At 71.6% G+C, this 25,779-nt stretch carries 20 protein-coding genes; 15 read left to right on the top strand and 5 right to left on the bottom strand.

The genetic code is table 11. The annotated features are described in order from the left end of the window. Positions 1-35 precede the first annotated feature (35 nt). Positions 36-488 (bottom strand): hypothetical protein, encoded by a 453-nt coding sequence (locus tag B4N89_RS06945; RefSeq protein WP_078974979.1) that lies wholly within the window; start codon positions 486-488, stop codon positions 36-38. 164 nt (positions 489-652) lie between these two features. Here B4N89_RS06945 and B4N89_RS50655 point away from each other — a divergent pair, with 164 nt between their 5' ends. The 6 genes from B4N89_RS50655 (at position 653) to B4N89_RS06915 (ending at position 8,767) form a co-directional block, all read left to right on the top strand. Continuing rightward, a complete protein-coding gene (locus tag B4N89_RS50655; protein ID WP_201260801.1) occupies positions 653-2,131 on the top strand; it encodes an ABC transporter ATP-binding protein in 1,479 nt (492 codons plus the stop codon). Further along, positions 2,128-2,889, top strand: coding sequence for a hypothetical protein (locus B4N89_RS49645; protein ID WP_078974978.1), 762 nt, complete (start codon positions 2,128-2,130; stop codon positions 2,887-2,889). The genes B4N89_RS50655 and B4N89_RS49645 overlap by 4 nt, the downstream gene beginning before the upstream one ends. 167 nt (positions 2,890-3,056) lie before the next feature. Continuing rightward, positions 3,057-3,911 carry a FadR/GntR family transcriptional regulator gene (locus B4N89_RS06930; protein ID WP_235618499.1) on the top strand — a complete coding sequence of 285 codons (855 nt, stop codon included), beginning with the start codon at positions 3,057-3,059 and terminating at the stop codon, positions 3,909-3,911. A 310-nt stretch (positions 3,912-4,221) separates the two neighbouring features. Next, on the top strand, positions 4,222-5,877 hold the full coding sequence (locus B4N89_RS06925; protein ID WP_078974977.1) for a SpoIIE family protein phosphatase: 1,656 nt from the start codon (positions 4,222-4,224) through the stop codon (positions 5,875-5,877). Between the two features lie 270 nt (positions 5,878-6,147). Next, positions 6,148-7,737: an RNA polymerase sigma factor gene (locus B4N89_RS06920; protein ID WP_201260800.1), complete on the top strand. Its 1,590-nt coding sequence runs from the start codon at positions 6,148-6,150 to the stop codon at positions 7,735-7,737. A 163-nt stretch (positions 7,738-7,900) separates the two neighbouring features. Then, a complete protein-coding gene (locus B4N89_RS06915; RefSeq protein ID WP_235618498.1) occupies positions 7,901-8,767 on the top strand; it encodes a S1 family peptidase in 867 nt (288 codons plus the stop codon). A gap of 142 nt (positions 8,768-8,909) precedes the next feature. Here B4N89_RS06915 and B4N89_RS06910 read toward each other — a convergent pair whose 3' ends face one another. Then, positions 8,910-9,140 (bottom strand): DUF7455 domain-containing protein, encoded by a 231-nt coding sequence (locus tag B4N89_RS06910; RefSeq protein WP_020555816.1) that lies wholly within the window; start codon positions 9,138-9,140, stop codon positions 8,910-8,912. A 386-nt stretch (positions 9,141-9,526) separates the two neighbouring features. Here B4N89_RS06910 and B4N89_RS06905 point away from each other — a divergent pair, with 386 nt between their 5' ends. The 3 genes from B4N89_RS06905 (at position 9,527) to B4N89_RS06895 (ending at position 14,041) form a co-directional block, all read left to right on the top strand. After that, a complete protein-coding gene (locus B4N89_RS06905) occupies positions 9,527-11,647 on the top strand; it encodes a DNA gyrase/topoisomerase IV subunit B (RefSeq protein WP_078974975.1) in 2,121 nt (706 codons plus the stop codon). Between the two features lie 403 nt (positions 11,648-12,050). Then, positions 12,051-12,431: a DUF485 domain-containing protein gene (locus B4N89_RS06900; protein WP_235618497.1), complete on the top strand. Its 381-nt coding sequence runs from the start codon at positions 12,051-12,053 to the stop codon at positions 12,429-12,431. Next, positions 12,428-14,041: a solute symporter family protein gene (locus B4N89_RS06895; RefSeq protein ID WP_078974973.1), complete on the top strand. Its 1,614-nt coding sequence runs from the start codon at positions 12,428-12,430 to the stop codon at positions 14,039-14,041. The genes B4N89_RS06900 and B4N89_RS06895 overlap by 4 nt, the downstream gene beginning before the upstream one ends. Here B4N89_RS06895 and B4N89_RS06890 read toward each other — a convergent pair. Beyond that, positions 14,035-14,964 carry a sucrase ferredoxin gene (locus tag B4N89_RS06890; protein ID WP_078974972.1) on the bottom strand — a complete coding sequence of 310 codons (930 nt, stop codon included), beginning with the start codon at positions 14,962-14,964 and terminating at the stop codon, positions 14,035-14,037. The genes B4N89_RS06895 and B4N89_RS06890 overlap by 7 nt on opposite strands. A gap of 113 nt (positions 14,965-15,077) precedes the next feature. On the opposite strand from B4N89_RS06890, the gene B4N89_RS06885 reads away from it, so the two are divergent. Further along, positions 15,078-15,551, top strand: a complete 474-nt coding sequence (locus B4N89_RS06885; RefSeq protein WP_078974971.1) for an HD domain-containing protein — start codon at positions 15,078-15,080, stop codon at positions 15,549-15,551. 111 nt (positions 15,552-15,662) lie between these two features. On the opposite strand, the gene B4N89_RS06880 is transcribed toward B4N89_RS06885, so the two are convergent. After that, positions 15,663-18,131 carry a DNA gyrase/topoisomerase IV subunit A gene (locus B4N89_RS06880; protein WP_078974970.1) on the bottom strand — a complete coding sequence of 823 codons (2,469 nt, stop codon included), beginning with the start codon at positions 18,129-18,131 and terminating at the stop codon, positions 15,663-15,665. A 251-nt stretch (positions 18,132-18,382) separates the two neighbouring features. Between B4N89_RS06880 and B4N89_RS06875 the strand changes: the two genes are divergently transcribed. From B4N89_RS06875 to B4N89_RS06860, 4 genes are all read left to right on the top strand, one after another. Further along, complete coding sequence (locus B4N89_RS06875) at positions 18,383-18,628, top strand: DUF2630 family protein (protein ID WP_078974969.1); 246 nt, start codon at positions 18,383-18,385, stop codon at positions 18,626-18,628. Positions 18,629-18,756: 128 nt separating this feature from the next. After that, positions 18,757-20,076 carry a M16 family metallopeptidase gene (locus B4N89_RS06870; RefSeq protein ID WP_078974968.1) on the top strand — a complete coding sequence of 440 codons (1,320 nt, stop codon included), beginning with the start codon at positions 18,757-18,759 and terminating at the stop codon, positions 20,074-20,076. Next, positions 20,073-21,437 carry a M16 family metallopeptidase gene (locus B4N89_RS06865; protein WP_078974967.1) on the top strand — a complete coding sequence of 455 codons (1,365 nt, stop codon included), beginning with the start codon at positions 20,073-20,075 and terminating at the stop codon, positions 21,435-21,437. The genes B4N89_RS06870 and B4N89_RS06865 overlap by 4 nt, the downstream gene beginning before the upstream one ends. A 77-nt stretch (positions 21,438-21,514) precedes the next feature. Beyond that, positions 21,515-24,007, top strand: a complete 2,493-nt coding sequence (locus B4N89_RS06860; protein WP_235618496.1) for an HAD-IC family P-type ATPase — start codon at positions 21,515-21,517, stop codon at positions 24,005-24,007. A gap of 446 nt (positions 24,008-24,453) precedes the next feature. Here the strand turns inward: B4N89_RS06860 and B4N89_RS06855 are convergent, their stop codons facing one another. Continuing rightward, positions 24,454-24,858 carry a hypothetical protein gene (locus B4N89_RS06855; protein ID WP_143657879.1) on the bottom strand — a complete coding sequence of 135 codons (405 nt, stop codon included), beginning with the start codon at positions 24,856-24,858 and terminating at the stop codon, positions 24,454-24,456. 164 nt (positions 24,859-25,022) lie between these two features. Between B4N89_RS06855 and B4N89_RS06850 the strand changes: the two genes are divergently transcribed. Then, complete coding sequence (locus B4N89_RS06850) at positions 25,023-25,730, top strand: hypothetical protein (protein WP_078974965.1); 708 nt, start codon at positions 25,023-25,025, stop codon at positions 25,728-25,730. The last annotated feature ends 49 nt before the right edge of the window (positions 25,731-25,779 follow it).

Below are 25,779 nucleotides of genomic sequence, written 5' to 3'. Positions count from 1 at the left end.
GGTGCGGCGCGGCGGGGACCCCCACCGCGCCCCCGTCAGTCCTGTCCGCCCAGGTCCAACGCGACCGCGTCATACGCGAGCTGGGCGTCTCGGCTGCGGTGGCGGACCAGTTGGGTGAGCAGCTCCAGCACCCTCGGCCGCAGTGCCGGCCAGCCGGCCGCGTCCTGCGGGCCGTAGGCGAGGCCCGAGAGCAGGTCGTCGAGGAGCAGGCCGAGCCGGGCGTGTTCATCCCGCAGCCGCCACACCGTGGGTTCGAACCTGGGATCCGCGCGGCGCACCTCCTCGTAGAGCCCGTCGGGCCCCTCGGTGGCCGCGACGTGTTCGTACAGATCGGCCCGCAACTGCCGCAGCCCCGCGCACAGCGCGGCCATCCGGCGCGAACCCGCGCGGTCGGCGACCAGACCGTCACGAACGATCGTCAACGCGTCGTCGAGATCGCTCCGCCTGCGGCGGACGGCGTCCAGGACGCCCGGATCGGGAAGGGACATGCCGACCTCCAGAGACGTGCTCGGCGGTAGTTCGATGGTCCTCCCGCACCCCACGACCTGTCCAGGTTCGGGGGACTTTTCCACAGCTCGCCGATACAGGATCAAATGCCGGGAAAATAGCGATTTCGCCGGTATGTTGCCAAAGATCCAAAGATCTCCCACGCATGGGACGACCGGGAGCGATGGCGATGGCGATGATCCAGACACGTGCGCTGACCAAGAGATACGGCGGCATCGTGGCCGTCGACGATCTTTCCTTCGATGTGCTGCCGGGCAAGGTGACCGCCCTGCTCGGGCCCAACGGCGCGGGCAAGACGACCACGCTGCGGCTGATGCTCGACCTCGAACGGGGCGGCGGCGAGACGCGGTACGACGGCCGCCGCTATCGCCGACTGCGTCGACCCGGCACCGTGGTCGGCGCCTGCGTCGGCCCGGGCGCGGCCCACCCGGGCCGACGCGTGCGAGCCCACCTGAGAATGCTCGCCGCAGCCGGGCGCATCCCGGCGCGTCGGGTGGACGAGGTGCTGGACCTGGTCGGCCTGACCCCCGTGGCCGGCGCCCGCGCCCGGGTGCTCTCGACCGGCGCGCTCGGCCGACTCGCGCTCGCCTCGGCGCTGCTCGGCGACCCGGACACGCTGATCCTGGACGAACCGGCCGCCGGCCTGGACCCGCAGGGGGTGCGGTGGCTGCGCGACTTCCTGCGCGCCTATGCCGCCCAGGGTCGTACCGTCCTGGTCGCGGGGCACATCCTGGCCGAGACCGCGCGCTGCGCCGATCGCGTGCTGGTGATCAGTCGTGGTCGGCTGGTCGCGGACGAGTCGGCCGCCGACTTCCTGCGTCGAGGGGTGCGCACGGGGGTGGCGGTACGGACTCCGCAGGTGGCTCGGCTGTCCGCGCTGTTGCGGGCCGAGGGGGTACACACCACGCGCCCCGGGGGCACCACGCTCACCGCGATCGGCGCGGATCGGGCCCGGGTCGGCGAGATCGCCTTCCGCGGCGGCGTGCTGCTGCACGAGTTGGCCGAACGCGAGCCGGGCGTGGGCGACGCGTTCGCCGACGCGATCACCCGCCGCCGCGAGCGCGCGGCCGTCACGACCGAACCCGCCGGCGCCGGGCACTCCGCCGACGCGGTGCCCGGCGAAACGGAACGCCGCGCCGATCCGCCACGCGTGGACCGAGCGACACCACACCTCGCCGACCCGGGACAGACGGACGGCGCGGCCCGTACCGACGACCCGACCCGTACGGGCGACCCGGCCCGCGCCGACCACCACCCGGCCGACCCCGCGCCCGCGCCCGGCCCCGCACTCGCACCCACCCCCGGATCCCTCACCGCCCACCGCGTCGATCCCACCCCGGCGACGACGGATCACCTCACCGAAGCCCTCGCCGAGTCCACGCTCGCCCAACCCGCCCCCCGCTTCGACGCCCCCACCCGCGCCGACCTCCCCCGGGCCACGGTCACCCCCGACCCCCGACGCGCCGAACCGGCCCCGGCGGCCGCGCCCGAGGCGCGCCCGCTCGACGAGCCCGGGCCGGCCCCCGAGGACCCGCCCGCCGCACGTCCGCCGAGGCGTCGGTTCGCCCGCACCTGGCGCTCCGCCGACCGCGCCCCACAGACCGACGAGGTGAAAAGCGCATGAGCGCCATCCGGTACGAACTCGCGCGAGCCCGGAGCCTGCGCGCCACCTGGTGCGGCGCGTCGGCGCTGATCGCCCTCGCCGCCGGGAGCACATGGGTGGCGGCCCGCCAGGCCGGGGCCGTACCGATCGGCTCCGGCGAGGCGGCCAACCTGCTCACCGCGGGCCCCGGCCACACCCCGGTCCTGGTCCCGGCGATCATGCTCTCGATCGCGTTGGCGTGTGCGAGCGAGCAGCGTCGTGACGCGCTGCCCACGCTCTTCATCGCCCTGCCCCGACGCAACCGGGTGTTCCTGGCCAAGGTCGTCGGCACCGCGCTCGCCGCCGCGCTGGTCGCGGTCCTGGCGGTCGGCGCCGGCCTGCTCACCGCCCGCGCGGTGTTCGGTCCGACCTTCCCGGACCTCGCGGCGATCGACCCTCCGGCGCCGCGGATCCTGGTCGGCTTCGTCGGCTACGTGGTGCTCGGCGCCGTACTCGGCCTGGCCGTCGGGGTGTTGGCCCGCGGCGCACCGCTGATCGCGGTCGCCGTCGCGGCGCTGCCCGCGGGTGCCGAACGGCTGATCGCGGCGGCCATCCGGGCCGGTGCTCCGCCGGCGGAGCGGGACCTGGTGCGTTACCTTCCGTTCCGCGCCGCCGACCGGATGCTCGTGGTCGGCGAGGGCGACGGGTGGTCGCCGCTGGTCGACGGCGCGGCTCTGGCCGGGCTCACGGGTGTGGTCGTCGTACTGGCGATGGTGACGTTCGGTCGTCGGCGGGCCTGAGCACGGGGGCCGCTTCGTGGGGTTGTGCGGGCTTCACACTTTCGGACGATCGACCCGCAAGGTAGATCACCCTTTCGTGTGTTTTTCAGCCGGGAGCGGGTTTGCGGCTCAAGCCCGACCCGTTCGAGGCCGAGATGGAGAGCGTGAGTATCGCTGCCCATCAGACAATGACCCACGCCCCGGCGAGCGGCCCGGCCGACGCGTTCCGCGCCGGCGAGCCGGGCGCCGCCGGCACCGACCCGATGTCCCGCCGGCCGTACGTGTGGGACGGACCCGACCTCGAACCGGCCCGCGCCGTCCGCAAACCCGGCGTCGGCCGGGGGCGGGGACTGCACGGCCAACTCGTCCAGCAGCTCGGCCAGATGATCGTCGCGGGCGAGGTGGGCGCCGAACGCCCGCTGGTGCCCGAGGAGATCGGCCAGCGCTTCGAGGTCTCCCGGACCGTGGTGCGCGAATCGCTCCGGGTCCTGGAGGCCAAGGGCCTGGTCAGCGCCCGGCCCAACGTCGGCACCCGGGTGCGCCCGGTGAGCGACTGGAACCTGCTCGACCCCGATGTGATCGAGTGGCGCGCGTGCGGCCCGCAGCGTGATTCGCAGCGTCGCGAACTGTTCGAACTGCGCTGGGGGATCGAGCCGCTGGCCGCACACATGGCCGCGTGTCGCAACCACCCGGAGATCGTCCGTCGGCTCGGCGACGTGGTGGAGATCATGCAGCGGGCGGTGGCCCAGCCCGATCCGCTGACCTTCAGCCGCGCCGACGCCGAGTTCCACGGCCTGCTGCTCCAGGTCGCCGGCAACCGTATGCTCGACCACCTCGCGAGCATCCTGGCCGCCGCCCTCCAGGTGTCGGGCGGGCATGTCGCCGGATGCGAACACCTGTCGGAGGCGTCGGTCGCGCTGCACGCGCGTCTGGTCGACGCGGTCGCCGCCGGCGACGGGGAGAGTGCCGAGACCGCCATGCGGTCGCTGCTCGCGGTACACCCCGAGGTGGACCGCCAGTTTCCCGCCCCCCGCGAGGGATGACCCGCGCCACCGCGTCCCGGATACCGCGCACCGCCCCTTCGCCGACCCACCGCCCGGGTCGACGGAGGGGCGCGCGTATGCCCCGCGCTCCGGTCCGATCCTGCCCCCGGCGGCCCGCCGGGGCGTCGACGACGAGTCGCGAACCGTCGGCTGCGGCGCGGCAGTTCGCGAGGCGGCGCGCCACGGGCCGCGCGAGACACGGAGAGTTCGGGGCAATCCTCCCGGTGAGGCGGTTCGCGTGCGTACTCTCGATATCCGACTCGATCCGACTCGCCGGCCCGTAATCGCCAACAGGTGGGGTTGTGAGGCAATGAACGACGACAAGGGCGGAAGCGCGCGGCCCGCGGACATCGACGCGGCGTTGCTCGACACCTTGAGCACCCACGGATCCATCGCATTCGCTTTCTACGACCGGCAGTTGCGCTGTCGGCGGGTCAGCGGCGCGCTCGCCGGGATGCACCGGCGCGCCGCCGCCGATCTGCTCGGCAGGCGTCCCGGCGAGGTTTCCCCGGACGCGCGGGGTCGGCGGATCGAGGCGGTGTTGTCCCGGGTGCTTGCCGACGGTGAACCCCACGTCGAGCCGCACGCGACCGGCCCCGACGGCGCCGCGGACGCCCCGGATTCCGCGGACTCCGGCGACCGGGCCCGGCCGGATCCCGCGGACGGGCACGAACGGGTCTACGAGGCACAGTGGTTGCCCGTTCCCGATCCCGCCGACCGGGACGGCCCGGCGGTCGGCGTGCTGCTGGTGGTACGCGACGTCACCGAGCAGCGTCGCTGCGCGGAATTGTTGCGCGCCGGGCAGTGGCGCACCGCCGGGCTCCAGGCGATGACGGCGCGGATCGCCGGCACCCTGAGCGTGCCCGAGGTCGAGGTCGCGGTCGGCGAACTCGGCGCCGGCATCGCCGCCGTGTGCTCGGAGGCGTACCTCCTGGACGAGACCACACCGGTGTATCCGTGGCCGAACGTGCCCGCGCAGCGCACCGTCGGCCGCCGCCGGGGCATGCCCGCGCACTGGCCGGCGGACCTGGTGGCGGCGGTCACCGACGGCGTGGCGCAGTACACCTGCGCCGACGGCCCCGGCGCCTCCCGGGCGGTCCTGCCGCTGGTCGGCTCCGGCGCGCCGCTGGGCGTACTGCGCTACACCTTCGACGACGGACGGGCGTTCGGGGCGGACGACCGGATCTTCCTGGAGGCGTTCGCGGGACAGTGCGCCCTCGCGGTCGAGCGGTCCCGGCTGTACGAGCGCGAACACCGCACCGCGGTCGCCCTGCAGCGCAGCCTGCTGCCGGATCGGTTACCCGCGGTGCCCGGGGTCGAGTTCGGCTTCCGCTACCTGCCGGGCGCGCCCGACTTCGAGGTGGGCGGCGACTGGTACGACGTGTTCCAACTGCCCGACGGGCGGGTGGCGATCGTGGTCGGCGACGTGATCGGCAAGGGGCTGACCGCGGCGGCGGGCATGGGCCGGGTGCGCTCGGCGCTGCGCGCGCTCGCCTTCACCGATCCCGAACCCGCCGCCGTACTCACCGGCCTGGACCGGCTGTTCACCGCCACCGAGGACGACGAGTCGCTGACCACGCTCGTCTACGCGGTGGTCGACCCCACCACCGGTCTGCTCGACCTCGCCGACGCGGGGCACCTGCCGGTGGTGGTCGTCTCGGCCGACGGCAAGTCCCGACTGGTCGAGATCGGCGAGGAGTCCACGCCCCTGGGGGTGGCCGAACACCGCACCCAGCACACCGTGCGCCTCGATCCCGGCGACATTCTGATCGGCTTCTCCGACGGGCTGGTGGAAACGCGCGGTCGCGGCATCGACGAGGGGCTGGACGACCTCGTCGAGATGGCCCGGGGGGCCAACGAGGGCCTGGAGCCGCTGTTGACGGCCATCCTCGACGGACTCATCGGCGACCGGGGCCGCGACGACGACGTGACCATCCTGGGGGTGCGGATCACCGGCGACGATTGAGGCGGATCGCGCATACATCCCTCACACAGGGTGTGGCGCGCACCGCAAGGGGGAATCGTGTGAGCTGCGCCACTGAAGGGGCGCGTAACACTTCTTCGCCTGGCCCGATGAGTACGAAGGTGGCAGCCGTTCGGGAATAGCAAAACAAGCCGAAGCGCTGACTCGAGTGCAACCGGTTTGCCGGAACCACGCGCTGTCCGCCCGAGTGTCGTTCGCTTGGCGGCGCCTGCCTGTTCACCAGGCCGTGACGCCGTCCAGATCGTCGAGAGGTTGTTTGTGTCGGCCAGCACATCCCGTTCGCTCCCGCCCGAGATCGCCGAATTCGTCAACGTGAAGTCGTTGATCGAGCGGGGTGAGGCCCAGGGGTACATCGCCAGCGACGAGGTGCGCCAGGCGTTCGAGGCCGACCAGATTCCGGCCACCCAGTGGAAGAACGTCCTGCGCAGCCTCAACCAGGTCCTCGACCAGGAGGGGGTGACCATCATGGTCAGTGCCGCGGACTCGGCGGCACCCAAGCGCAGTCGCAAGAGCGTGGCGGCGAAGAGCGCGGCCAAGCGCACCGCGACCAAGACCGTCGTCACCAACCGCGCCGCGGTCGCCCCCGTGCCGGCCGCCCCCGCGCCGGGCATCACCGCGGAGCCGCCTGCGAACGCCACGACACCCGACGAGAACGCCACCCCGATCGCCGAGGCCGCCTCGGCACCTGCCGCCGCGCCGCGCAAGGCCGCCGCGAAGAAGACCGCCGCCGGTGCCAAGAAGGCCGCGCCGAAGAAGGTCGCCGCCAAGAAGACGGCCGGCAAGGCCGACGAAGCCGAGCCGGACGCCGAGGAGTTGCCCGACGAGCCCGACGTCGTCGTCGAGGACGCGGCGCCCGACGAGCCGGAGAACAAGGGCTTCATCCTCTCCGACGACGAGGACGACGCGCCGGCCCAGCAGGTCGCCGCCGCGGGCGCCACCGCCGACCCGGTCAAGGACTACCTCAAGCAGATCGGCAAGGTCCCGCTGCTCAACGCCGAGCAGGAGGTCAACCTCGCCAAGCGGATCGAGGCGGGCCTGTTCGCCGAGGACAAGCTGGGCTCCGGCGAGAAGGTGCAACCCAAGCTCCGGATGGAGCTGGAGATCATCGCCGAGGACGGCCGGCGGGCGAAGAACCACCTCCTGGAGGCCAACCTCCGCCTGGTGGTCTCGCTGGCCAAGCGCTACACCGGCCGCGGCATGCTCTTCCTGGACCTGATCCAGGAGGGCAACCTGGGTCTGATCCGCGCGGTGGAGAAGTTCGACTACACCAAGGGCTACAAGTTCTCCACCTACGCCACGTGGTGGATCCGGCAGGCGATCACCCGGGCCATGGCCGACCAGGCGCGGACCATCCGCATCCCGGTCCACATGGTCGAGGTGATCAACAAGCTCGCCCGCGTGCAGCGCCAGATGCTCCAGGACCTGGGCCGCGAGCCCACCCCGGAGGAACTGGCCAAGGAACTCGACATGACGCCGGAGAAGGTCGTCGAGGTCCAGAAGTACGGTCGCGAGCCGATCTCGCTGCACACCCCCCTCGGCGAGGACGGGGACAGCGAGTTCGGCGATCTGATCGAGGACTCCGAGGCGGTCGTGCCCGCCGACGCGGTCAGCTTCACGCTGCTCCAGGAGCAACTGCACTCGGTGCTCGACACGCTCTCCGAGCGCGAGGCGGGTGTGGTGTCGATGCGCTTCGGGCTCACCGACGGTCAGCCCAAGACGCTCGACGAGATCGGCAAGGTCTACGGCGTGACGCGCGAGCGCATCCGGCAGATCGAGTCGAAGACGATGTCCAAGCTGCGCCACCCCTCGCGCTCCCAGGTGCTGCGCGACTACCTCGACTGATCCCACCGCCACGATCGATCCGTCCGCACGGCCCCGGATACACCATCCGGGGCCTTCGTGTGCGCGGGCGCGGCTCAGTCACCCGTTCGCCGGGGCGAAGGATTCCGGATCGTCACGCCTGGGCACCGGACACTACCTGACGGTAGCCGGCGAGAGGTTCCCCATGATGGTGCGAGCGCCCGAGCGGAACGAACGCAGCAGTTTCCGGCGGTACATCCGAGGATCGACGGCCGCGTTGGCCGCGATCGTGGTTGCGGCGGTCCTGACGGGGGCCGCGCCCTCCGCGCCCGCCGGGCCCCCGCGCGGCGTGGTCGGCGGGTCGCCCGCCGACACCGCGACCTATCCGTGGGCGGTGGCCCTCTCCAGTCGTGCCGAGTACGGCTCCGCGCGATCGGGGCAGTTCTGCGGCGGCACGCTGATCGCACCCACGAAGGTGCTGACCGCCGCGCACTGCATGTTCGATCAGAACGGAAAACGCGACGATCGCCCGGATCTCAAGGTGATCCAGGGCCGGACGGATCTACGCACCACCACGGGCCGCGAGGTCGCGGTCGGCTCGGTGTACGTGAACCCGGGTTTCGACGCCACCTGGATTTCCGGCGACTGGGCGGTGTTGACCCTCGACGAGCCGCTGAGCACCGGCAGCGCGTCGCTGGTCGGCGCGGACGAGGACGTGTACGCCGCCGACACCCCCTCGACGGTGGTCGGCTGGGGTGACACCACGGGACGGGGCGACTACTCCCCGACGCTGCGTCAGGTCACCGTGCCGCTGGTGTCCGACGCCGCGTGCAGCACCGCCTATCCGGGCGGGATCTACGGCACCTACGACGCCGCGTCGATGGTGTGCGCGGGGGAGAAGCGGGGCGGCAAGGACGCGTGCAGCGCGGACAGCGGCGGACCGCTGCTGATCGGCGGACGGGTCGCCGGGATCGTGTCCTGGGGCGACGGGTGCGCGCTGGCGGGCAAGCCGGGCGTGTACACCCGGGTCGCCGCGTTCGCCCGGGACATCCGGGATGCCGCCGGATTGTGAGGGATATCACGCACGTTTCGGACCTCGACGACCCTCCCTGAAGCGGGCGGGTTGCGCGGGACAGACGCCGATGGCGGCCACCTCGGTGGCCGCCATCGGCGCGATGTCTGCTCGTCGGGATCTCAGAGGGTCGGCTGTTTGGTCAGTTGTCGTCGTCCGGTGCGGTAACGGGGACCGCCGTGAGGCGGTCGGTCTCGTCCTGTATCTCCACGGCCACCTTCCGAAGTTCCGGCTCGAACTTGCGGGCGTGGTGCGCACAGAACAGCAGTTCGCCGCCGCTGGAAAGGACAACCCGAAGGTATGCCTGGGCGCCGCACCGATCACAACGGTCGGCGGCCGTCAACGGACTGGCGGGTGTCAGAACCGAATTCACGTCGCCTCTTCTCTACTCGACGAAGCCTTCATCGATGTCCAACATCAAATCAGCCTCGAACGTTCCCGGGGTGATCGTGTCATGTTCAACAGCTTCTCGGCACACCCCTTTTGCAACTCGTTCCTTGTGCATAGGACGTGCCCTGTGTGCGTACGGTTCATGCCGGCCACCCGATCGGGTGGTCGAAGATGTGTTCGGATGCCGGCTAGTATGCGGCGGCGAGCCGTGGCCGGGCTGTCTTCCGGCCCCGGTAGCCTTGCTCTCCGGCGCTACGAGGGTGATCATCGGCCCCACTTCCGTGGGTTCGACACATCGCGAACGCGCCGTACGGATCGACGCGTACGCGGCGATCCGACTACTCGACTACATGCGAGGAGTTGCACCGCGTGACCGCCCAGACGACCGCGCAGTCCACCGCGCTCCTGGCGGGCGAGCCCGACCACTCGAACTACACCGCACGGCACCTCCTCGTCCTCGAGGGTCTGGACGCGGTCCGCAAGCGCCCCGGCATGTACATCGGCTCCACCGACAGCCGGGGCCTGATGCACTGTCTGTGGGAGATCATCGACAACTCGGTCGACGAGGCCCTCGGGGGCTTCGGCGACCGGATCGAGGTGCTCCTGCACGCGGACGGCTCGGTGGAGGTTCGGGACAACGGTCGCGGTATTCCCGTCGACGTGGAGCCCAAGACCGGCCTGTCCGGTGTCGAGGTCGTCATGACCAAGCTGCACGCCGGCGGCAAGTTCGGCGGCGGTTCCTACGCCGCGTCCGGCGGCCTGCACGGCGTCGGCGCCTCGGTGGTCAACGCCCTGTCCGCCCGACTCGACATCGAGGTGGACCGGGGCGGGCACACGCACGCCATCTCGTTCCGCCGCGGCGTGCCCGGCGAGTTCGCCGACCTCGGCGCCGACGCTCCGTTCAGCAGTGGTAACGGACTGCGCCGGATCAAGAAGATCCCCAAGACCCGCAGCGGTACCCGGACCCGCTACTGGGCGGACCGGCAGATCTTCCTCAAGGACGCCGCGCTCGACCTCGAACTGCTCCACGCGCGCGCCCGCCAGACCGCGTTCCTGGTGCCCGGACTGACCCTCGTTGTTCGCGACGAGCGCAATGGGGCGAATCAGGGCGAAGTAGACGAACAGGTCTTTCACTACTCCGGTGGGATCAGCGAGTTCTGCGAATACCTCGCCCCCGACCGCGCGCTCTGCGACGTGTTGCGCTTCACCGGCTCCGGCACGTTCAAGGAAACCGTGCCCGTGCTCGACGAGCAGGGGCACATGGTGCCCACCGAGGTCCAGCGCGAGCTGGGCGTCGATGTGGCGCTGCGCTGGGGCACCGGCTACGACTCGACGCTCCGCTCGTTCGTGAACATCATCGCCACCCCCAAGGGCGGCACCCATGTCGCCGGATTCGACCAGGCGCTGCGGCGCACGGTCAACGACGCGCTGCGCTCGGCCAAGCTGCTGCGCGTGGCCGAGGACGACATCACCAAGGACGACGCCACCGAGGGGCTGACCGCCGTGGTCACCGTCCGGTTGGCCGAGCCGCAGTTCGAGGGGCAGACCAAGGAGGTGCTGGGCACCTCGGCCGCCGCGCGGATCGTGCAGAACGTGGTGTCCAAGGAACTCAAGGCGTTCCTGACCTCCACCGGGCGCGACCACAAGGCGCAGGCGCGCGCCGTCCTGGAGAAGGTCGTCTCGGCGGCCCGCACCCGGATCGCCGCGCGGCAGCACAAGGAGGCCCAGCGTCGCAAGACGGCCCTGGAGACCTCGGCGCTGCCCGCCAAGCTGGCCGACTGCCGCAGTGACGACGTGGACCGCAGCGAGTTGTTCATCGTCGAGGGCGACTCCGCGCTCGGCACCGCCAAGCTCGCCCGCAACTCGGAGTTCCAGGCGCTGCTGCCGATTCGGGGCAAGATCCTGAACGTGCAGAAGGCGTCGGTGTCGGACATGCTCAAGAACGCCGAGTGCGCCGCGATCATCCAGGTGATAGGAGCGGGCTCGGGGCGCACCTTCGACATCGACCAGGCCCGCTACGGCAAGATCATCTTCATGGCCGACGCCGACGTCGACGGCTCGCACATCCGCTGCCTGCTGCTGACCCTCTTCCAGCGCTACATGCGCCCGATGGTCGAGGCCGGCCGGGTGTTCGCCGCGGTCCCGCCGCTGCACCGGATCGAGTTGTCCCGGCCGAAGAAGGGCCAGGACAAGTACGTCTACACCTACTCCGACGCCGAACTGAAGCGCACCCTGCTGGAGTTCCAGCGCAAGGGCGTGGTCTGGAAGGACCCGGTCCAGCGCTACAAGGGCCTGGGCGAGATGGACGCCGATCAACTCGCGGAGACCACGGTCGACCCCCGACACCGCACCCTGCGCCGCATCAACCTCGGCGATCTGGAGGCGGCGGAGCGGGTGTTCGACCTGCTGATGGGCAACGAGGTCGCGCCGCGCAAGGAGTTCATCACCAACTCCGCGTCGCTGCTCGACCGGTCGCGCATCGACGCCTGATCGAGGGCCGCGGGCCGGGGATCCCGGTCCCGCTCCCGCGACGCGCACACGCCGGGCCCGGTGGGATACGTCCCGCCGGGCCCGGCTTTTTTCGATCGGGACATCAGGGCCAAACGGTCCGTATATCTGCGATAGAAGGACGAATGTCACTCATTGGCGTGTGACCGGCCGGTCTCCCGTATCGGGAAGCCTCGCCCCCTCGTTGGCCAGACGATTCCACGACGCATGGCGGAGCCAGGGGTGCGGCCGTGCCGGTGATTCATCCGTACAGGTGAATCGCGCAGAACCTGGCCGTGCGGCCCGCGCCCGCTGACCATGCTGAACACCAGTCCCATCGAACGCCTGTGTCGGCGCTCGGACCGGGAGGCATCGCGCGGTTCGGCGATCGACGAGGAGAGCTACGGTGACGACCAGTTCGTACCGACCCACACCCAGCCTGGGTGTGCCGTTCGGCGACCCGGAGCCGGATCCGCGGGCGGAGATCTACCTGCGCGTGCAGGCGAGCCCCGAGTTCCAGGAGATTCGGCGCCGCCACCGCGACTTCGTCTTCCCGATGTCGCTGGCCTTCCTCGCCTGGTACCTGCTCTACGTGTTCGCGTCCACGTTCGCGCGGCACTTCATGGCGCACCGCCTCCTGGGCGCGTGCAATGTCGCGCTGGCGTTCGGGCTGCTCCAGTTCGCGAGCACCTTCCTGATCACGTGGGCGTACGCGCGCAACGCCCGGGCCAAGCGCGACCGCGCGGCGCTGAACCTGCGCTGGGAGACCCAGGAGATGTTCCGATGACCGGCCCGCACCTGGCGGCCGCCGCCGGCCATCGCGGCCTGACCGGACTGCTGTTCGTGGTCTTCGTGCTGATCACCCTCGGCATCACCGTGTGGGCCAGCCGCAACAACCGCACGACCAACGACTTCTACGCCGGCGGACGGGAGTTCTCCGGCGCGCAGAACGGGCTCGCGATCGCGGGCGACTACATGTCGGCGGCCTCCTTCCTGGGCATCGCCGGGCTGATCGCGCTGTTCGGCTACGACGGCTTCCTGTACTCGATCGGCTTCCTGGTCGCGTGGCTGGTCGTGCTCATGCTCGTGGCCGAACTCGTGCGCAACTGCGGCCGGTTCACCATGGCCGACGTGGTGGCGTTCCGGATGAGCCGCAAGCCGGTGCGCACCGCCGCCGGCGCCGCGACGATCGTGGTCTCGATCTTCTACCTGATCGCCCAGATGGTCGGCGCGGGCACGCTGGTGGCGCTGCTGCTCGGCGACAGCGGCGGCTCGGCGCAGACCTGGACGATCGTCGGGGTCGGCGCGCTGATGGTGGTCTACGTGACCTTCGGCGGGATGAAGGGCACGACCTGGATCCAGATCGTCAAGGCGGTGTTGCTGCTCGGCGGCGCGATCCTGATGACCCTGCTGGTCCTGTGGCGTTTCCACTTCGACCTCGACGAGTTGCTGCACACCGCCGCGCGCACCAGCGGCCACGGGCAGCAGTTCCTCGAACCGGGCCTGAAGTACGGGAAGAACCTGACCAGCCGGCTGGACTTCATCAGCCTGGCCATCGCCCTGGTGCTCGGCACCGCGGGGCTGCCGCACATCCTGGTGCGGTTCTACACCGTGCCCACCGCGCGGGCCGCGCGGCACTCGGTGATGTGGGCGATCGCACTGATCGGCACGTTCTACCTGCTCACGATCGTGCTCGGGTTCGGTGCGGCGGCGGTGCTCGGCTCGGACCGGATCCGCAAGTCGAACGCGGCGGGCAACACCGCGCTGCCGCTGCTCGCGGAGGAACTGGGCGGCGGGCCGGACACGTTCGGCGGCGTGGTGCTGCTCGCGGTGATCGCGGCGGTGGCGTTCGCGACCATCCTGGCGGTGGTGGCCGGGCTGACCCTGGCCTCCTCGGCGTCGTTCGCGCACGACCTGTACACGAACGTGATCCGCAAGGAGGAGACCGACGAGAAGAGCGAACTGCGGGCGGCACGGCTGTCCGCGATCGTGATCGGCGGGATCGCGATCGGGCTGAGCCTGTCCGCGCAAAAGCTCAACGTCGCCTTCCTGGTCGCGCTCGCCTTCGCGGTGGCCGCCTCGGCGAATCTGCCCACGTTGCTCTACACGCTGTTCTGGCGGCGGTTCAACACCAACGGCACGGTCTGGGCGATCTACGGCGGGCTCGGCTCGGCCCTGGTGCTGGTGCTGTTCTCGCCGGTGGTCTCCGGGGGCAAGACGCCGCTGGTGACCGGCGTCGACTTCCACTGGTTCCCGCTGGAGAACCCGGGGATCGTGTCCATCCCGATCGGCTTCCTGTGCGGCTGGATCGGCACGTTGCGCTCGGACGAGGAGGCGGACGCGGCGAAGTACGCCGAGATGGAGGTGCGTTCGCTGACCGGGGCGGGCGCCTACTGACGCGAGGTCGCCGCCACCCTGGCCCGCATGCTGGTCGGGAGGGCGCCGCCCTTGCCGCAGCTCTCCGGCCGGGCCGGGGCCTCCTCGCGCGGGTTCACCACCACGGTCCAGCGGCGCCCGTCGACGTGGTGGACGAGCACGGTCCACCCGCCGTCGTCCTCGGCCCGCTCGTCGTGCACCGACAGGGCGTCGGCCCGGCGCTCGCCGCACTCCTCCCGGACCGCGAGTTCGGCCGCCTGGCCGGCCCGGGACCAGGTGGCCCGGCCCCGGCAGTGCTCCGGCGCGATCTCGCCCCGGCGAGCGGCGGTGAGCACGGCGCCGGCCGCGAGGGGGTCCAGGCGGCCGTACAGGTAGCCCTGGGGCAGCACCACGGCCGTCGGGGCGAAACGGTGCCCGCCCAGGTGGGTGGCCTCCCAGGTGGCCTCGGGGAACCTCGCGGCGAGGGCGGCGGCGAGCGGGCGGCCCTCGACCGCGCAGCAGCGGTCGCGCTTGCCGTTCGTGCACACCAGCATCAGCGGCTCGGCGACCGCTTCGCCCACCGAGGGCTCGACCGGTCCGGCGAGCGCGGCGAGGTCGTGGGCGAGCAGTTCGGCGACGTCGCTCACGCACAGTCGGCGCAGCCAGGTCGCGCCCGGCTCGGTCCAGGCCAAAAAGACCGTGCGCGGCGCGTCGGGCTCGACCGGCTCCGCCTCGGCTCGCGCGCCCGCCTCGTCGGGCCTGCGGATCAGCGTCGCGCGAAAGCCCGCCCGTGCCGCGCGCGCCTCCAGTTCGCGACCCACGCCGTCGGCCAGGCCCCGGCTGTCCACCAGCGCCTTCGCCGCCCACGGCCCGGGATGTTCGATCAGCAACCATCCGCGCGTGGTGGGAGCGGTGCCGGCCATCGGCTCGGCCAGTTCGTGCGAGGCAAAGACGCAGGTTTCCACGACCGTGCACGGTACAGCCGCAGCGGTGCGACCACCGGATCGACCCCGCCCCGGGCGCCACGATCGGGTGATCCCGGTACGGTTGTTGCACACGGTAACGATGGGAGGCGGCCATGCCCCAGGGACGGACCGACGGAAGCGCGGCGATAGCCGGCTTCACGTTGGACGACGCGGTGGCGCTCGCCAGGGCCGCGCACGACGGTCAATTGGACAAGGGTGGTCACCCGTACATCACGCACCCGCTTCGGGTGATGCAGCACGTCGAGGGGACCTACACGCGGATGGCGGCGGTCCTGCACGATGTGATCGAGGACACGCCGGTGGGTGCGGACGACCTGCGCGCCGCCGGGGTGCCGGAGCAGGTCGTGGTCGCGGTGATCGCGCTGTCCAAGCTGCCGGGCGAGCCGCTGGAGCGCAGCATGGCCCGCGCGGCGGCGGACCCGATCGCGCTGGTGGTCAAGCGGGCGGACATCGCGGACAACCGGTCCGAGGCCCGTCTGGGCCAACTCGATCCGGCGACGCAGGTGCGACTGCGCGAGAAGTACACGCGCTCGATCGAACTCCTGGAGCGGTTCGCGGCGCGCTGAGCGGGCGTCCCGGCCGTGGCCGGGACGCTCCGGGACGGGAGAGGCCCCCGCGGCGAGGGACGCCGCGGGGGCCCGTTTCGTGGGAGCCCGCCCGTGCGGCGGGCTCCTCGGTCAGACCGTGCCGGGCGGGCCGCCGACCACCTCGACGTGCTTGGCCAGCGGAGTGCCCGAGCCGTCCCGACGGGGGTCGGGGGCGGGCAGCTCGACCGGCTGCCCCTTGGCGTCGGAGCCGCGTGCCGGCGCCGGGCCCGCCCAGGCCAGACGCAGCGTGGTCTCGCCCTTGAGGAAGCGCTGACAGCGCACGCCGCCGGTGGCCCGACCCTTGCGCGGATACTCGGCGAACGGGGTGACCTTGCAGGTGCCGTGTTCCGCGCCGAACAGCGCGTCGCCGCTGTACGCGGCCACGGTGACCACCACCGCGTCGGCGCCCGGGTCGACCGCGGTGAACGAGAGCACGGACTGCCGGTCGCCGAGCTTGATGCCGGCCATGCCGCCGGCCGGGCGGCCCTGGGGCCGGACCATGGACGCCTGGAAGCGCAACAGTTGCGCGTCGTCGGTGATGAAGACCAGGTCCTCCTCACCGGTGCGCAACTCGACCGCGCCCACGATCGAGTCGCCGTCGCGCAGCGCGATCACCTCTAGGTCGTCCTTGTTGGCCGGATAGTCCGGCACGACCCGCTTGACCACCCCCTGCGCGGTGCCGAGCGCGAGCCCGGGGGAGTCGGCGGAGAGCGTGGTCAGGCACACCACACGTTCGTCGGACTCCAGCGAGACGAACTCGGACAGCGGGGCGCCGCCGGCCAGGTTCGGCGCGGTCGCGGTCTCCGGGAGCGCGGGCAGGTCGACCACGTTGATCCGCAGCAGCCGGCCGGTACTGGTGACCGCGCCGACCTCGCCGCGCACCGTTGCCGCGACCGAGGAGACCACCAGGTCGTGTTTGGCCCGGCCCCCCTCGGGCGGCAGCGGGCCGCCGGTGGAGGTACGGGCCAGCAGGCCGGTCGAGGACAGCAGGACCGTGCACGGAGCGTCGGTGACCTGCAGCGGAACCGCCGCGGCGGGGACGTCGGCCGATTCGAGCAGGACCGTGCGGCGCGGCGTGCCGTACTTCTTGGACACCGCGGCCAACTCGTCGGAGACGACCTTCCGCAGCAGCTTGTCGTCGTCCAGGATCTTGGTCAGCTCGGCGATCTCGGCGCGCAGCCGCTCCTGCTCGGCCTCCAGTTCGATCCGGTCGAACCGGGTGAGCCGGCGCAGCGGGGTGTCCAGGATGTAGGACGCCTGGATGTCGGACAGCGAGAAGGTCTCCATCAGGCGTTCCTTCGCCTGGGCGGAGTTGTCGCTGGAGCGGATCAGCTCGATCACACGGTCGATGTCGATCAGCGCGACCAGCAGGCCGTCGACCAGGTGCAGGCGCTCCTGGCGCTTGCGGCGGCGGAACTCGCTGCGCCGGCGGACCACCTCGAAGCGGTGGTCCACGTAGACCTGGAGCAGTTCCTTCAGACCGAGGGTGAGCGGCTGGCCGTCGACCAGGGCGACGTTGTTGATGCCGAACGTCTCCTCCATCGGCGTCAGCTTGTAGAGCTGCTGGAGGATCGCCTCGGGGTTGAAGCCGTTCTTGATCTCGATGACCAGGCGCAGCCCGTGCGAGCGGTCGGTGAGGTCCTTCAGGTCGGCGATGCCCTGGACCTTCTTGGACTGCACCAGCTCCTTGATCTTGGCGATCACCCGCTCCGGGCCGACGTTGTACGGCAGTTCGGTGACCACGATGCCCTTGCGGCGCGCGGTGACCGACTCGACCGTGGCGGTCGCCCGGATCCTGAACGTGCCGCGGCCCTTCTCGTAGGCGTCGCGGACACCGCCCAGGCCGACGATCCGACCGCCGGTGGGCAGGTCGGGGCCGGGCACGTGGCGCATCAGGTCGTCGAGGTCGGCGGTGGGGTGGCGGATCAGGTGCCGGGCGGCGGCGACCACCTCGACCAGGTTGTGCGGCGGCATGTTGGTCGCCATGCCGACCGCGATCCCGGACGCGCCGTTGACGAGCAGGTTCGGGAACGCGGCGGGCAGCACGCCCGGTTCCTGCTCCTGGCCGTCGTAGTTGGGGCCGAAGTCGACGACGTCCTCGTCGATCGAGTCGACCATCAACATCGCGGCCGCGGACAGCCGGGACTCGGTGTAGCGCATCGCGGCGGGCGGGTCGTCGCCGCCGAGGGAGCCGAAGTTCCCGTGGCCGTCGATCAGCGGCAGGCGCATCGAGAACGGCTGCGCCATGCGCACCAGGGTGTCGTAGATGGGGCCGTCACCGTGCGGGTGCAGCTTGCCCATCACCTCGCCCACGACGCGGGCGCACTTGACGTAGCCCCTGTCGGGGCGAAGGCCCATCTCGGCGGCCTGGTACAGGATGCGGCGATGTACGGGCTTGAGCCCGTCGCGGGCGTCCGGCAGTGCCCGCGAGTAGATCACCGAGTAGGCGTACTCCAGGAAGGAGCCCTGCATCTCGTCGACGACGTCGATGTCGAGGATGCGTTCCTCGAAGTCGTCGGGTGGCTGCGGACCGGAGGTTTTCGTACTACGGCGGGCCATGCGCGGCGTTGCTCCTTTGCTTCTTCGGGCCGGCGCCGGGCCGTGTCTCCCGTGTCCGCCCGAGGGCGGCGCGGCCGGGGACGGCCCGCACGGCGTGCCCATTGTGGCGCGCCGGTGCGACAAGTGAGTGCATCGACCCGGGTGACAGCGTGCTTGAGGGCCGTGCGAGGGGGGAAGGACAGCCCTTTGGCCCACGGTTGTGCCGCAGTTCCCGGCCGCCGTTCGAGCAGGAGGAAGAAGGGTTCCGCCCGATGGACGACAAGCAGATCCGCGACCGCATCACCGACATGGTCGAGCAGGAGCGTGCCCTGCGCGACCGACTTGCGCAAGGCGCGCTCACCACCGACGAGGAACACGGGCGGCTCGCCGAGGTGGAGGCCGAACTGGACCGGTGCTGGGATCTGCTGAGGCAGCGTCAGGCGTTGCGCGACGCCGGCGCGGACCCGGAGACCGCCGCGGTGCGTCCCGCGCGCCAGGTCGAGGGCTACCAGCAGTAGCTCCGCGCGCCCCGCTTCGCTGGTCGCGAACAGCCCCGCGCGCGGGAGTCGAACCGGTCCCGCGCGTCGTTAGGGTGAGGGTGGCCGCCGTCGCGGCGGTCACCCTCCAGGAGAGGACGGATGGGCTTATGGCAGGACCGGCGACTGCATCGTTGGGGTTCACCGCGACCACGCACACCCTCGGCAACGGGCTCCGCGTGGTGCTCTCGGAGGACCACGTCGACCCCGTGGCCGCCGTCTGCCTCTGGTACGACGTGGGTTCACGGCACGAAAAGCCCGGGCGGACCGGGCTCGCGCACCTCTTCGAGCACCTGATGTTCCAGGGTTCGGCCAACGTGCACGGCAACGAGCACTTCGAGTTCGTGCAGTCCGCGGGTGGTTCGCTCAACGGCACCACCAGCTTCGAGCGCACGAACTACTTCGAGACGATGCCCGCGCACCAGGTGGAACTCGCGCTGTGGCTGGAGGCGGACCGCATGGGCGGGCTGCTGCGGGCGCTGACCGAGGAGAGCCTGGACAACCAGCGCGACGTGGTCAAGAACGAGCGCCGGCAGCGCTACGACAACGTGCCCTACGGCACCGCGTGGGAGCGGCTCGTGGCGATGGCCTTCCCGGAGGGCCACCCGTACCACCACATGCCGATCGGCTCGATGGCCGACCTGGACGCCACCTCCCTGGAGGACTGCCGGGCCTTCTTCCGGACCTACTACGCGCCGAACAACGCGGTCCTGGCGATCGTGGGCGACGTGGACCCGGAGCAGACGCTGGCCTGGGTGGAGAAGTACTTCGGCACGATCCCCGCGCACGACGGCAAGCCGGTGCCGGCCGACGGCGCGCTGGCGCCGGTGATCGGCGAGGAGTTGCGCGAGACGGTGCACGAGGAGGTGCCCTCGCCCGCGCTGATGGCCGCCTACCGGATGCCGGCCGACGGCACCCGGGGCGCCGACGCGGCCGACATCGCGCTGACCGTGCTGGGCGAGGGGGAGAGTTCGCGGCTGAACACCCGCCTGGTGCGGCACGACGAACTCGCGGTGTACGCCGGGGTCGGCCTGATGCGGCTGTCCGGGACCGCTTCGGTGGCCATGCTCGACGTGAAGGCGTCCGGCTCGGGCGCGGTGGCGGCGATCGACACGGCGTTGGCCGAGGAGTTCACCCGGTTCGCCCAGGAGGGTCCCACCCCGGCCGAACTCGAGCGCGCGCAGGCCCAGTTGGAGCGCGCCTATCTGGACACGATGGCCACCGTCGGCGGCCGGGCCGACGAACTGTGCCGCTACGCGACGCTGTTCGGTGACGCGAACCTGGCGTTCACCGCGCTGGATCGGCTGTTGGACATCACGGCCGAGGAGGTGCGGGCGGTGGCCGCCGAGCGCCTGGTGCCGGACAACCGGGCGGTGCTCGTGTACGAACCGACCGACGACGCGGACGAGAACGAGGAGCAGGTCGCGTGACCCAGACCGGCGAGATGGTGTTCCACCCGCGCCCCGGCGCGGGAGCGGCCCGCGAGTGGACCTTCCCCGCGCCCGAGCGCTCGGTGCTCGGCAACGGCCTCGCGGTGTTGCGCGTGGACCGGCCCGGGCAGAAGGTGGTGGCGGTCGAGCTGGTGCTCGACTCGCCGCTGGCCGCCGAGCCGACCGAGTGCGAGGGCGTCGCCACGATCATGGCGCGCGCGTTCACCGAGGGCACGGACCGGATGGGCGCGGAGGAGTTCGCCGCCGAACTGGAGAGCTGCGGCGCGACGATCGACACCGACGCCGACCACCCGGGTGTGCGGGTCGCGCTCGACGTGCCGGCCTCGCGCCTGGAGCGGGCCCTGGGGCTGCTCGCGGACGCGGTCCGGGCGCCGGCCTTCCCGGCCGCCGAGGTGGACCGTCTGGTGCGCCAGCGGCTGGACGAGATCGTGCACGAGATGGCCAGCCCGCCCCGGCGCGCGGCGTTCGCGCTGAACGCGACGCTGTTCGACGACGCGGTGCGGCTGTCCCGGCCGCGCGCGGGCACCGCACAGAGCGTCGCGCGGGTGGACCGGGCGGCGGTGTGGGACTTCTTCACCGCGCACGTGCGCCCGCAGACCGCCACCCTCGTGGTGGTCGGCGACTTCGCCGGCGTCGATGTCACCGGCGTGCTGGAGCGCACCATCGGCACCTGGAGCGCGTCGGCCGCCGAGCCCTCGCGGCCGGGACCGGTGGTCGCCGACGACCACGCGCGCGTGGTGATCGTGCACCGCCCGGGCAGCGTGCAGACGCAACTGCTGGTCGGCCGGATCGGCCCGGGCCGCGAGGACGCCTCGTGGCCGGCGCTGACCATCGGCACCTACTGCCTCGGCGGCACCCTCACCTCGCGCCTGGACCGGGTGCTGCGCGAGGAGAAGGGCTACACCTACGGCGTGCGGGCGGCGAACCAGTCGCTGCCGAACGGCTCGCTGCTGGCCATCCACGGCTCGGTGGAGACCGACGTCACCGGACCGGCCGTCGCCGACCTGGTCACCGTGCTGCGCACACTCGCCGCCGAGGGCCTGACCGACGGCGAGCGGGACGCGGCCGTGCAGAGCATCGTGGGCGTCGCGCCGCTGAAGTACGTGACGCCGCGCGCGGTGTGCGACTCGCTCGCCGACATGGCCGCCGAGCGGCTGCCCGACGGCTACCTGCCCGAGCTCTACCTGAAGCTGGCGGACGTGGCCACCAAGGACGCCGCCGAGGCGGCGTCGGGCGGGTTCGATCCCGCGCGCCTGGTGGCGGTGCTCGTGGGCGACGCGGACAAGATCCGCGAACCCCTGGAAGCCCTCGACCTGGGACCGGTCACGGTCGTCGAATAGGGCGCTCCGGCGGTGGGCGGACCACAACGGTCGGCCCACCGCCAACCGGGATCCCCCCGGCCACTTACGGTAGACCCATGACTCAGCCGTTGCCGGGCGCCGGGCCCGGAGAGACGACAGCCATCCCGCCGGTCGACAGACCCGACGGGAAAGAAAGCGAACCGAACGTACGCCTCGGCGTCGGACTGACCACCGCGGACGTCGCGGAACGGGTCGCGCGGGGCGACGTCAACGACGTCCCCGTGCGGTCGAGCCGATCCACCACCGAGATCGTCAAGGCGAACGTCTTCACCCGGTTCAACGCCGTCATCGGCGTGCTCTGGCTGATCATCCTGTCCGTCGGGTCGGTCAAGGACGGCTTGTTCGGCTTCGTGATCATCGCCAACACCGGGATCGGCATCATCCAGGAGATGCGCGCCAAGCGCACCCTGGACCGCCTCGCGGTGATCGGCGAGTCCAAGCCGGTGGTGCGCCGCGACGGACGGGCCATCGCGCTGTCCCCGTCCGACCTCGTGCTCGACGACGTGATCGAGCTGGGCGCGGGCGACAAGGCCGCCGTGGACGGCGTCGTGGTCGAGGCCGACAACCTCGAGATCGACGAGTCGCTGCTCACCGGCGAGGCCGACCCGGTGATCAAGCGCCCCGGCGACCCGGTGATGTCCGGCAGCTTCGTGGTGGCCGGCAACGGCGCGTTCACCGCGACCCGGGTGGGTCGCGAGGCGTACGCCGCGCAGCTGATGGAGGAGGCCAGCAAGTTCACGCTGGTGGCGTCCGAGCTGCGCAACGGGATCAGCACGATCCTCAAGTACGTCACCTGGATCCTCTTCCCGGCCTCGATCGCGCTGATCATCAGCCAGTACCGGCTGGAGGACACCACCTGGCGCGAGGCGGTGACCCGGATGATCGCGGGCATCGTGCCGATGGTGCCCGAGGGCCTGGTGCTGCTCACCTCGCTGGCCTTCGCGGTCGGCGTGGTGCGCCTGGGCCGCAAGCAGTGCCTGGTCCAGGAGTTGCCCGCGATCGAGGGCCTGGCCCGGGTGGACGTGGTGTGCCTGGACAAGACCGGCACGCTGACCGAGGGCGGGATGAACGTCGCCGAGGTCCGCGAGCTGGCCGAGGGCCTGCCGGTGCGCCCCGCGCTCGGCGCGCTCGGCACCACCGAGCCCCGGCCGAACGCGAGCCTGGCCGCGATCATCGACGAGTGCCCGGCCGAGCAGGGCTGGGCCTCGGTGGAGAGCGTGCCGTTCTCCTCCGCGCGCAAGTACAGCGGGGCGACCTTCGAGGTGGCCGGTGCCCGTGCCACGTGGCTGATCGGCGCCCCCGAGGTGCTGGTGACCACGCAGGCGCACGGCGACCTGCTGGGCGAGGCCGAGCGGCTCGGCGCGCAGGGCCTGCGGGTCCTGCTGCTCGTGCGTACCGACGCCTCGCTCGCGGACACGGTCGACGCGCTGGTCGGCGGCCCCGACGGGGCCGACGTGACGCCCGCGGCGCTGGTCGTGCTGGAGCAGCGGTTGCGGCACGACGCCGGCGCGACGCTGGACTACTTCGCCGACCAGGGCGTGGCCGCCAAGGTCATCTCCGGGGACAACGCGATCTCGGTCGGCGCGGTGGCCGCCAAGCTCGGCATCAAGGGCGCCGACCACCCGGTGGACGCCCGGACGCTGCCCACCGACCAGAACGAGCTGGCCGACGTGCTGGAGGCCAACACGGTCTTCGGGCGGGTCACCCCGCAGCAGAAGCGGGACATGGTCGCCGCGCTCCAGTCGCGCGGCCACAACGTGGCGATGACCGGCGACGGCGTCAACGACGTGCTCGCGCTCAAGGACGCCGACATCGGCGTGTCGATGGGCTCGGGCAGCGAGGCCACCAAGGGCGTCGCGCAGATCGTGCTCCTGGACAACAGCTTCGCCACGCTGCCGTCGGTGGTCGGCGAGGGCCGGCGGGTGATCGGGAACATCGAGCGGGTCTCGAACCTGTTCCTGACCAAGACCGCCTACTCGGTACTGCTGGCCATCCTGGTGGTCATCGCCAACGTGCCGTACCCGTTCCTGCCGCGGCACCTGACGCTGCTCGCCTGGTTCACGATCGGCACGCCGGCGTTCTTCCTGGCGCTGGCGCCGAACAAGGAGCGGGCCCGGGCGGGCTTCGTCAAGCGGGTGTTGCGCTACTCCGGACCCTCCGGCGTGATCGCGGGCACCGCGACGTTCACCGCATATCTGCTGGCCCGCTCGCACTACGGGGCGACGGATGCCACGCGTACGGCGGAGACCTCGATCGCGACGCTGACGCTGTTCCTGGTCGGCTTGTGGGTGCTGGCGATCATCGCGCGGCCGTATACCTGGTGGCGGATAGCGCTGGTTCTGGTGATGGGTGCCGGATTCGCCGTGGTGCTGACGGTGCCGTGGTTGCAGCGGTTCTTCGAACTCAAGCTGGTCGGTACGCGGATGCCGTGGACCGCGGTGGGTCTGGCGATTGCCGCGGGGCTGCTGCTGGAGGTGGTCGCCTATTGGAATAAGCGGCGATTGGCTCTGGAGGTCGCGGCGGCGGGGGCGCCGGCTGTTTCGGCGTGATCGTGTGATTTCGGTGTGATGGTGTGAGGGTATGAGCTCCGCCCCGGTCGCCTGGCGATCGGGGCGGGGGTGTTTGTTGGGTGCCTTGTGCCGGCTGGTGAGGGGGTCGGTCGGGAGGGCCCGGCCGGGAAGCGGGCGGGGCGGGGGCATGTCGGCGGCGGCGGCTTTTTGTTGGGCGCTTCGCGCCGGCTCGCGAGGGGCCACTTTTCTGCTCCCCCGCTTCGCTCCTCCGCAGAAAAGTGGCCCCTCGCTCGGGGCTGGGCGCCCCTGCGCTTCGCTCCGGGTCGCCCAGCCCAAGGTTTGCGGCTCCGCCGCTCTCCGCGCTTCGCGCGTCGATCGCGTGGGTGGCCCTTGTCGTGGGCGCTGACGCGCCACGGGGGGTGCCTCGCGCCTGGCGTGCGGTGCCTCGCGCCTGGCGTGGGGGTGCTTCGGGCGGGGGTGTTGTTTCAGGGTTTTTGGCGTTCCGTGATTGCCAGAGCCGCGCCGAACAGGGCCGAGCCGGCGGCCAGGGTGGCGATGAAGGTGCGGTGGCCTCGGGGGAGGGCCCTGGCGTGTTTTGCGGTGATCAGGACGTCGCCGAGGTCGGCGGCCGCGGCGGTCAGGGCCCATAGGCGGACCGGTTCGCCGCGTGCCGCCGCGACCATGGTGCCGACGCCGAGCGCCAGGTCGCGGCCGCCCAGTGCGCGGGCGAACACCAGCGCTCCGACGCGGTCCGCGTCGTCGCCGATCCAGGGGCGGGCCACCCGGGGCGGGTCGAGCAGCGCGACCACCCCCAGTGCCGTGCGGGCACCGCCCCAAGCGAGCGCGGCCGCCCGCTGGAGCCGATCGAAGTCACCTGCGGTAATCGTCACATCAGGCACGGTATCGCTCCCACGGCACTTCAGCGGCGGACCATTTCCTGCATTAGCCTCACCCTGCCGACACACGCACCGGCAACATCGAGCGAGCGGCGCCGACGTGACGTCCCGTCACGCGTCCACGGGGGTGGAGGAAGGCGCCGGGTCGCCACACGGGGATGGAGAACCAGTTGTACCTGCGTAAGCCTGCCCTTTCGGGACTGCTCGTCGCCGCGTCCGTCATCGCTCTTTCGAGCGGCTGCGGCCTGGCCGACAAGGTCAAGGGCGACGACGACAAGAAGAAGAAGGATCCGGCCACGACCGCGCCGCAGCCGAGCGGTGGTGGTGGCGGTTCGACCGGCGGCGCGACCGGCGCGCCCGCGACCGCGCCCGGCGGGGGCAAGGGCACCGCGCCGGCGACGGCGCCCGGCACCACCAAGCCCGGTGGCACGGGCGACCTCGACCCGAAGGCGTTTTGCAACCTGCTCACGCCCGCCGAACTCAAGGGCGTGCTGAACACCGAGGTCACCCGTACCAAGAACGACGACACGCTGCGCACCTGCCGCTACTACGGGCCCGACGACTCCGGCCTGGTGACGCTGCAGTACTTCCTCCGCAGCAGCAAGGGCGCCGACACGCCGGAGAGCGTGGTGGCCAAGAACGAGGTGTCGAAGTACGGCAAGCCGATCACCGACCTCGGCGCGTTCCCCACGCTGTACGTGCCGGGTGGCGGCAACTACCCGGCGCCCGGTGTCCCCGAGGTCTACTTCGCCAAGACGCACGGCGACGTGATCGTCGACATGCACGTCAGCCTGGCACCCGCCGCGAAGAATCTGCCGCGCGCGCAGCACATCGCGATCGCGAAGATCATCGCCGACAAGATCTGAGCCGCCGCGCGGGGGCCGGCCTCGACTCGGCCCCCGCGCGATCCCGGTT

Source organism: Embleya scabrispora (assembly GCF_002024165.1).
GTDB lineage: Bacteria > Actinomycetota > Actinomycetes > Streptomycetales > Streptomycetaceae > Embleya > Embleya scabrispora_A.
This window is presented reverse-complemented; position numbering and strand designations above follow the sequence as displayed.

Bases quoted from the DNA above. Each gene is read 5' to 3' on its own strand.
- B4N89_RS06930 (WP_235618499.1), top strand. From the start codon at position 3,057: ATGACCCACGCCCCGGCGAGCGGCCCGGCCGACGCGTTCCGCGCCGGC.
- B4N89_RS50655 (WP_201260801.1), top strand. From the start codon at position 653: ATGGGACGACCGGGAGCGATGGCGATGGCGATGATCCAGACACGTGCG.
- B4N89_RS06925 (WP_078974977.1), top strand. From the start codon at position 4,222: ATGAACGACGACAAGGGCGGAAGCGCGCGGCCCGCGGACATCGACGCG.
- B4N89_RS06895 (WP_078974973.1), top strand. From the start codon at position 12,428: ATGACCGGCCCGCACCTGGCGGCCGCCGCCGGCCATCGCGGCCTGACC.
- B4N89_RS06945 (WP_078974979.1), bottom strand. From the start codon at position 488: ATGTCCCTTCCCGATCCGGGCGTCCTGGACGCCGTCCGCCGCAGGCGG.
- B4N89_RS06870 (WP_078974968.1), top strand. From the start codon at position 18,757: ATGGCAGGACCGGCGACTGCATCGTTGGGGTTCACCGCGACCACGCAC.
- B4N89_RS06875 (WP_078974969.1), top strand. From the start codon at position 18,383: ATGGACGACAAGCAGATCCGCGACCGCATCACCGACATGGTCGAGCAG.
- B4N89_RS06880 (WP_078974970.1), bottom strand. From the start codon at position 18,131: ATGGCCCGCCGTAGTACGAAAACCTCCGGTCCGCAGCCACCCGACGAC.
- B4N89_RS06885 (WP_078974971.1), top strand. From the start codon at position 15,078: ATGCCCCAGGGACGGACCGACGGAAGCGCGGCGATAGCCGGCTTCACG.
- B4N89_RS49645 (WP_078974978.1), top strand. From the start codon at position 2,128: ATGAGCGCCATCCGGTACGAACTCGCGCGAGCCCGGAGCCTGCGCGCC.
- B4N89_RS06860 (WP_235618496.1), top strand. From the start codon at position 21,515: ATGACTCAGCCGTTGCCGGGCGCCGGGCCCGGAGAGACGACAGCCATC.
- B4N89_RS06850 (WP_078974965.1), top strand. From the start codon at position 25,023: ATGGAGAACCAGTTGTACCTGCGTAAGCCTGCCCTTTCGGGACTGCTC.
- B4N89_RS06915 (WP_235618498.1), top strand. From the start codon at position 7,901: ATGATGGTGCGAGCGCCCGAGCGGAACGAACGCAGCAGTTTCCGGCGG.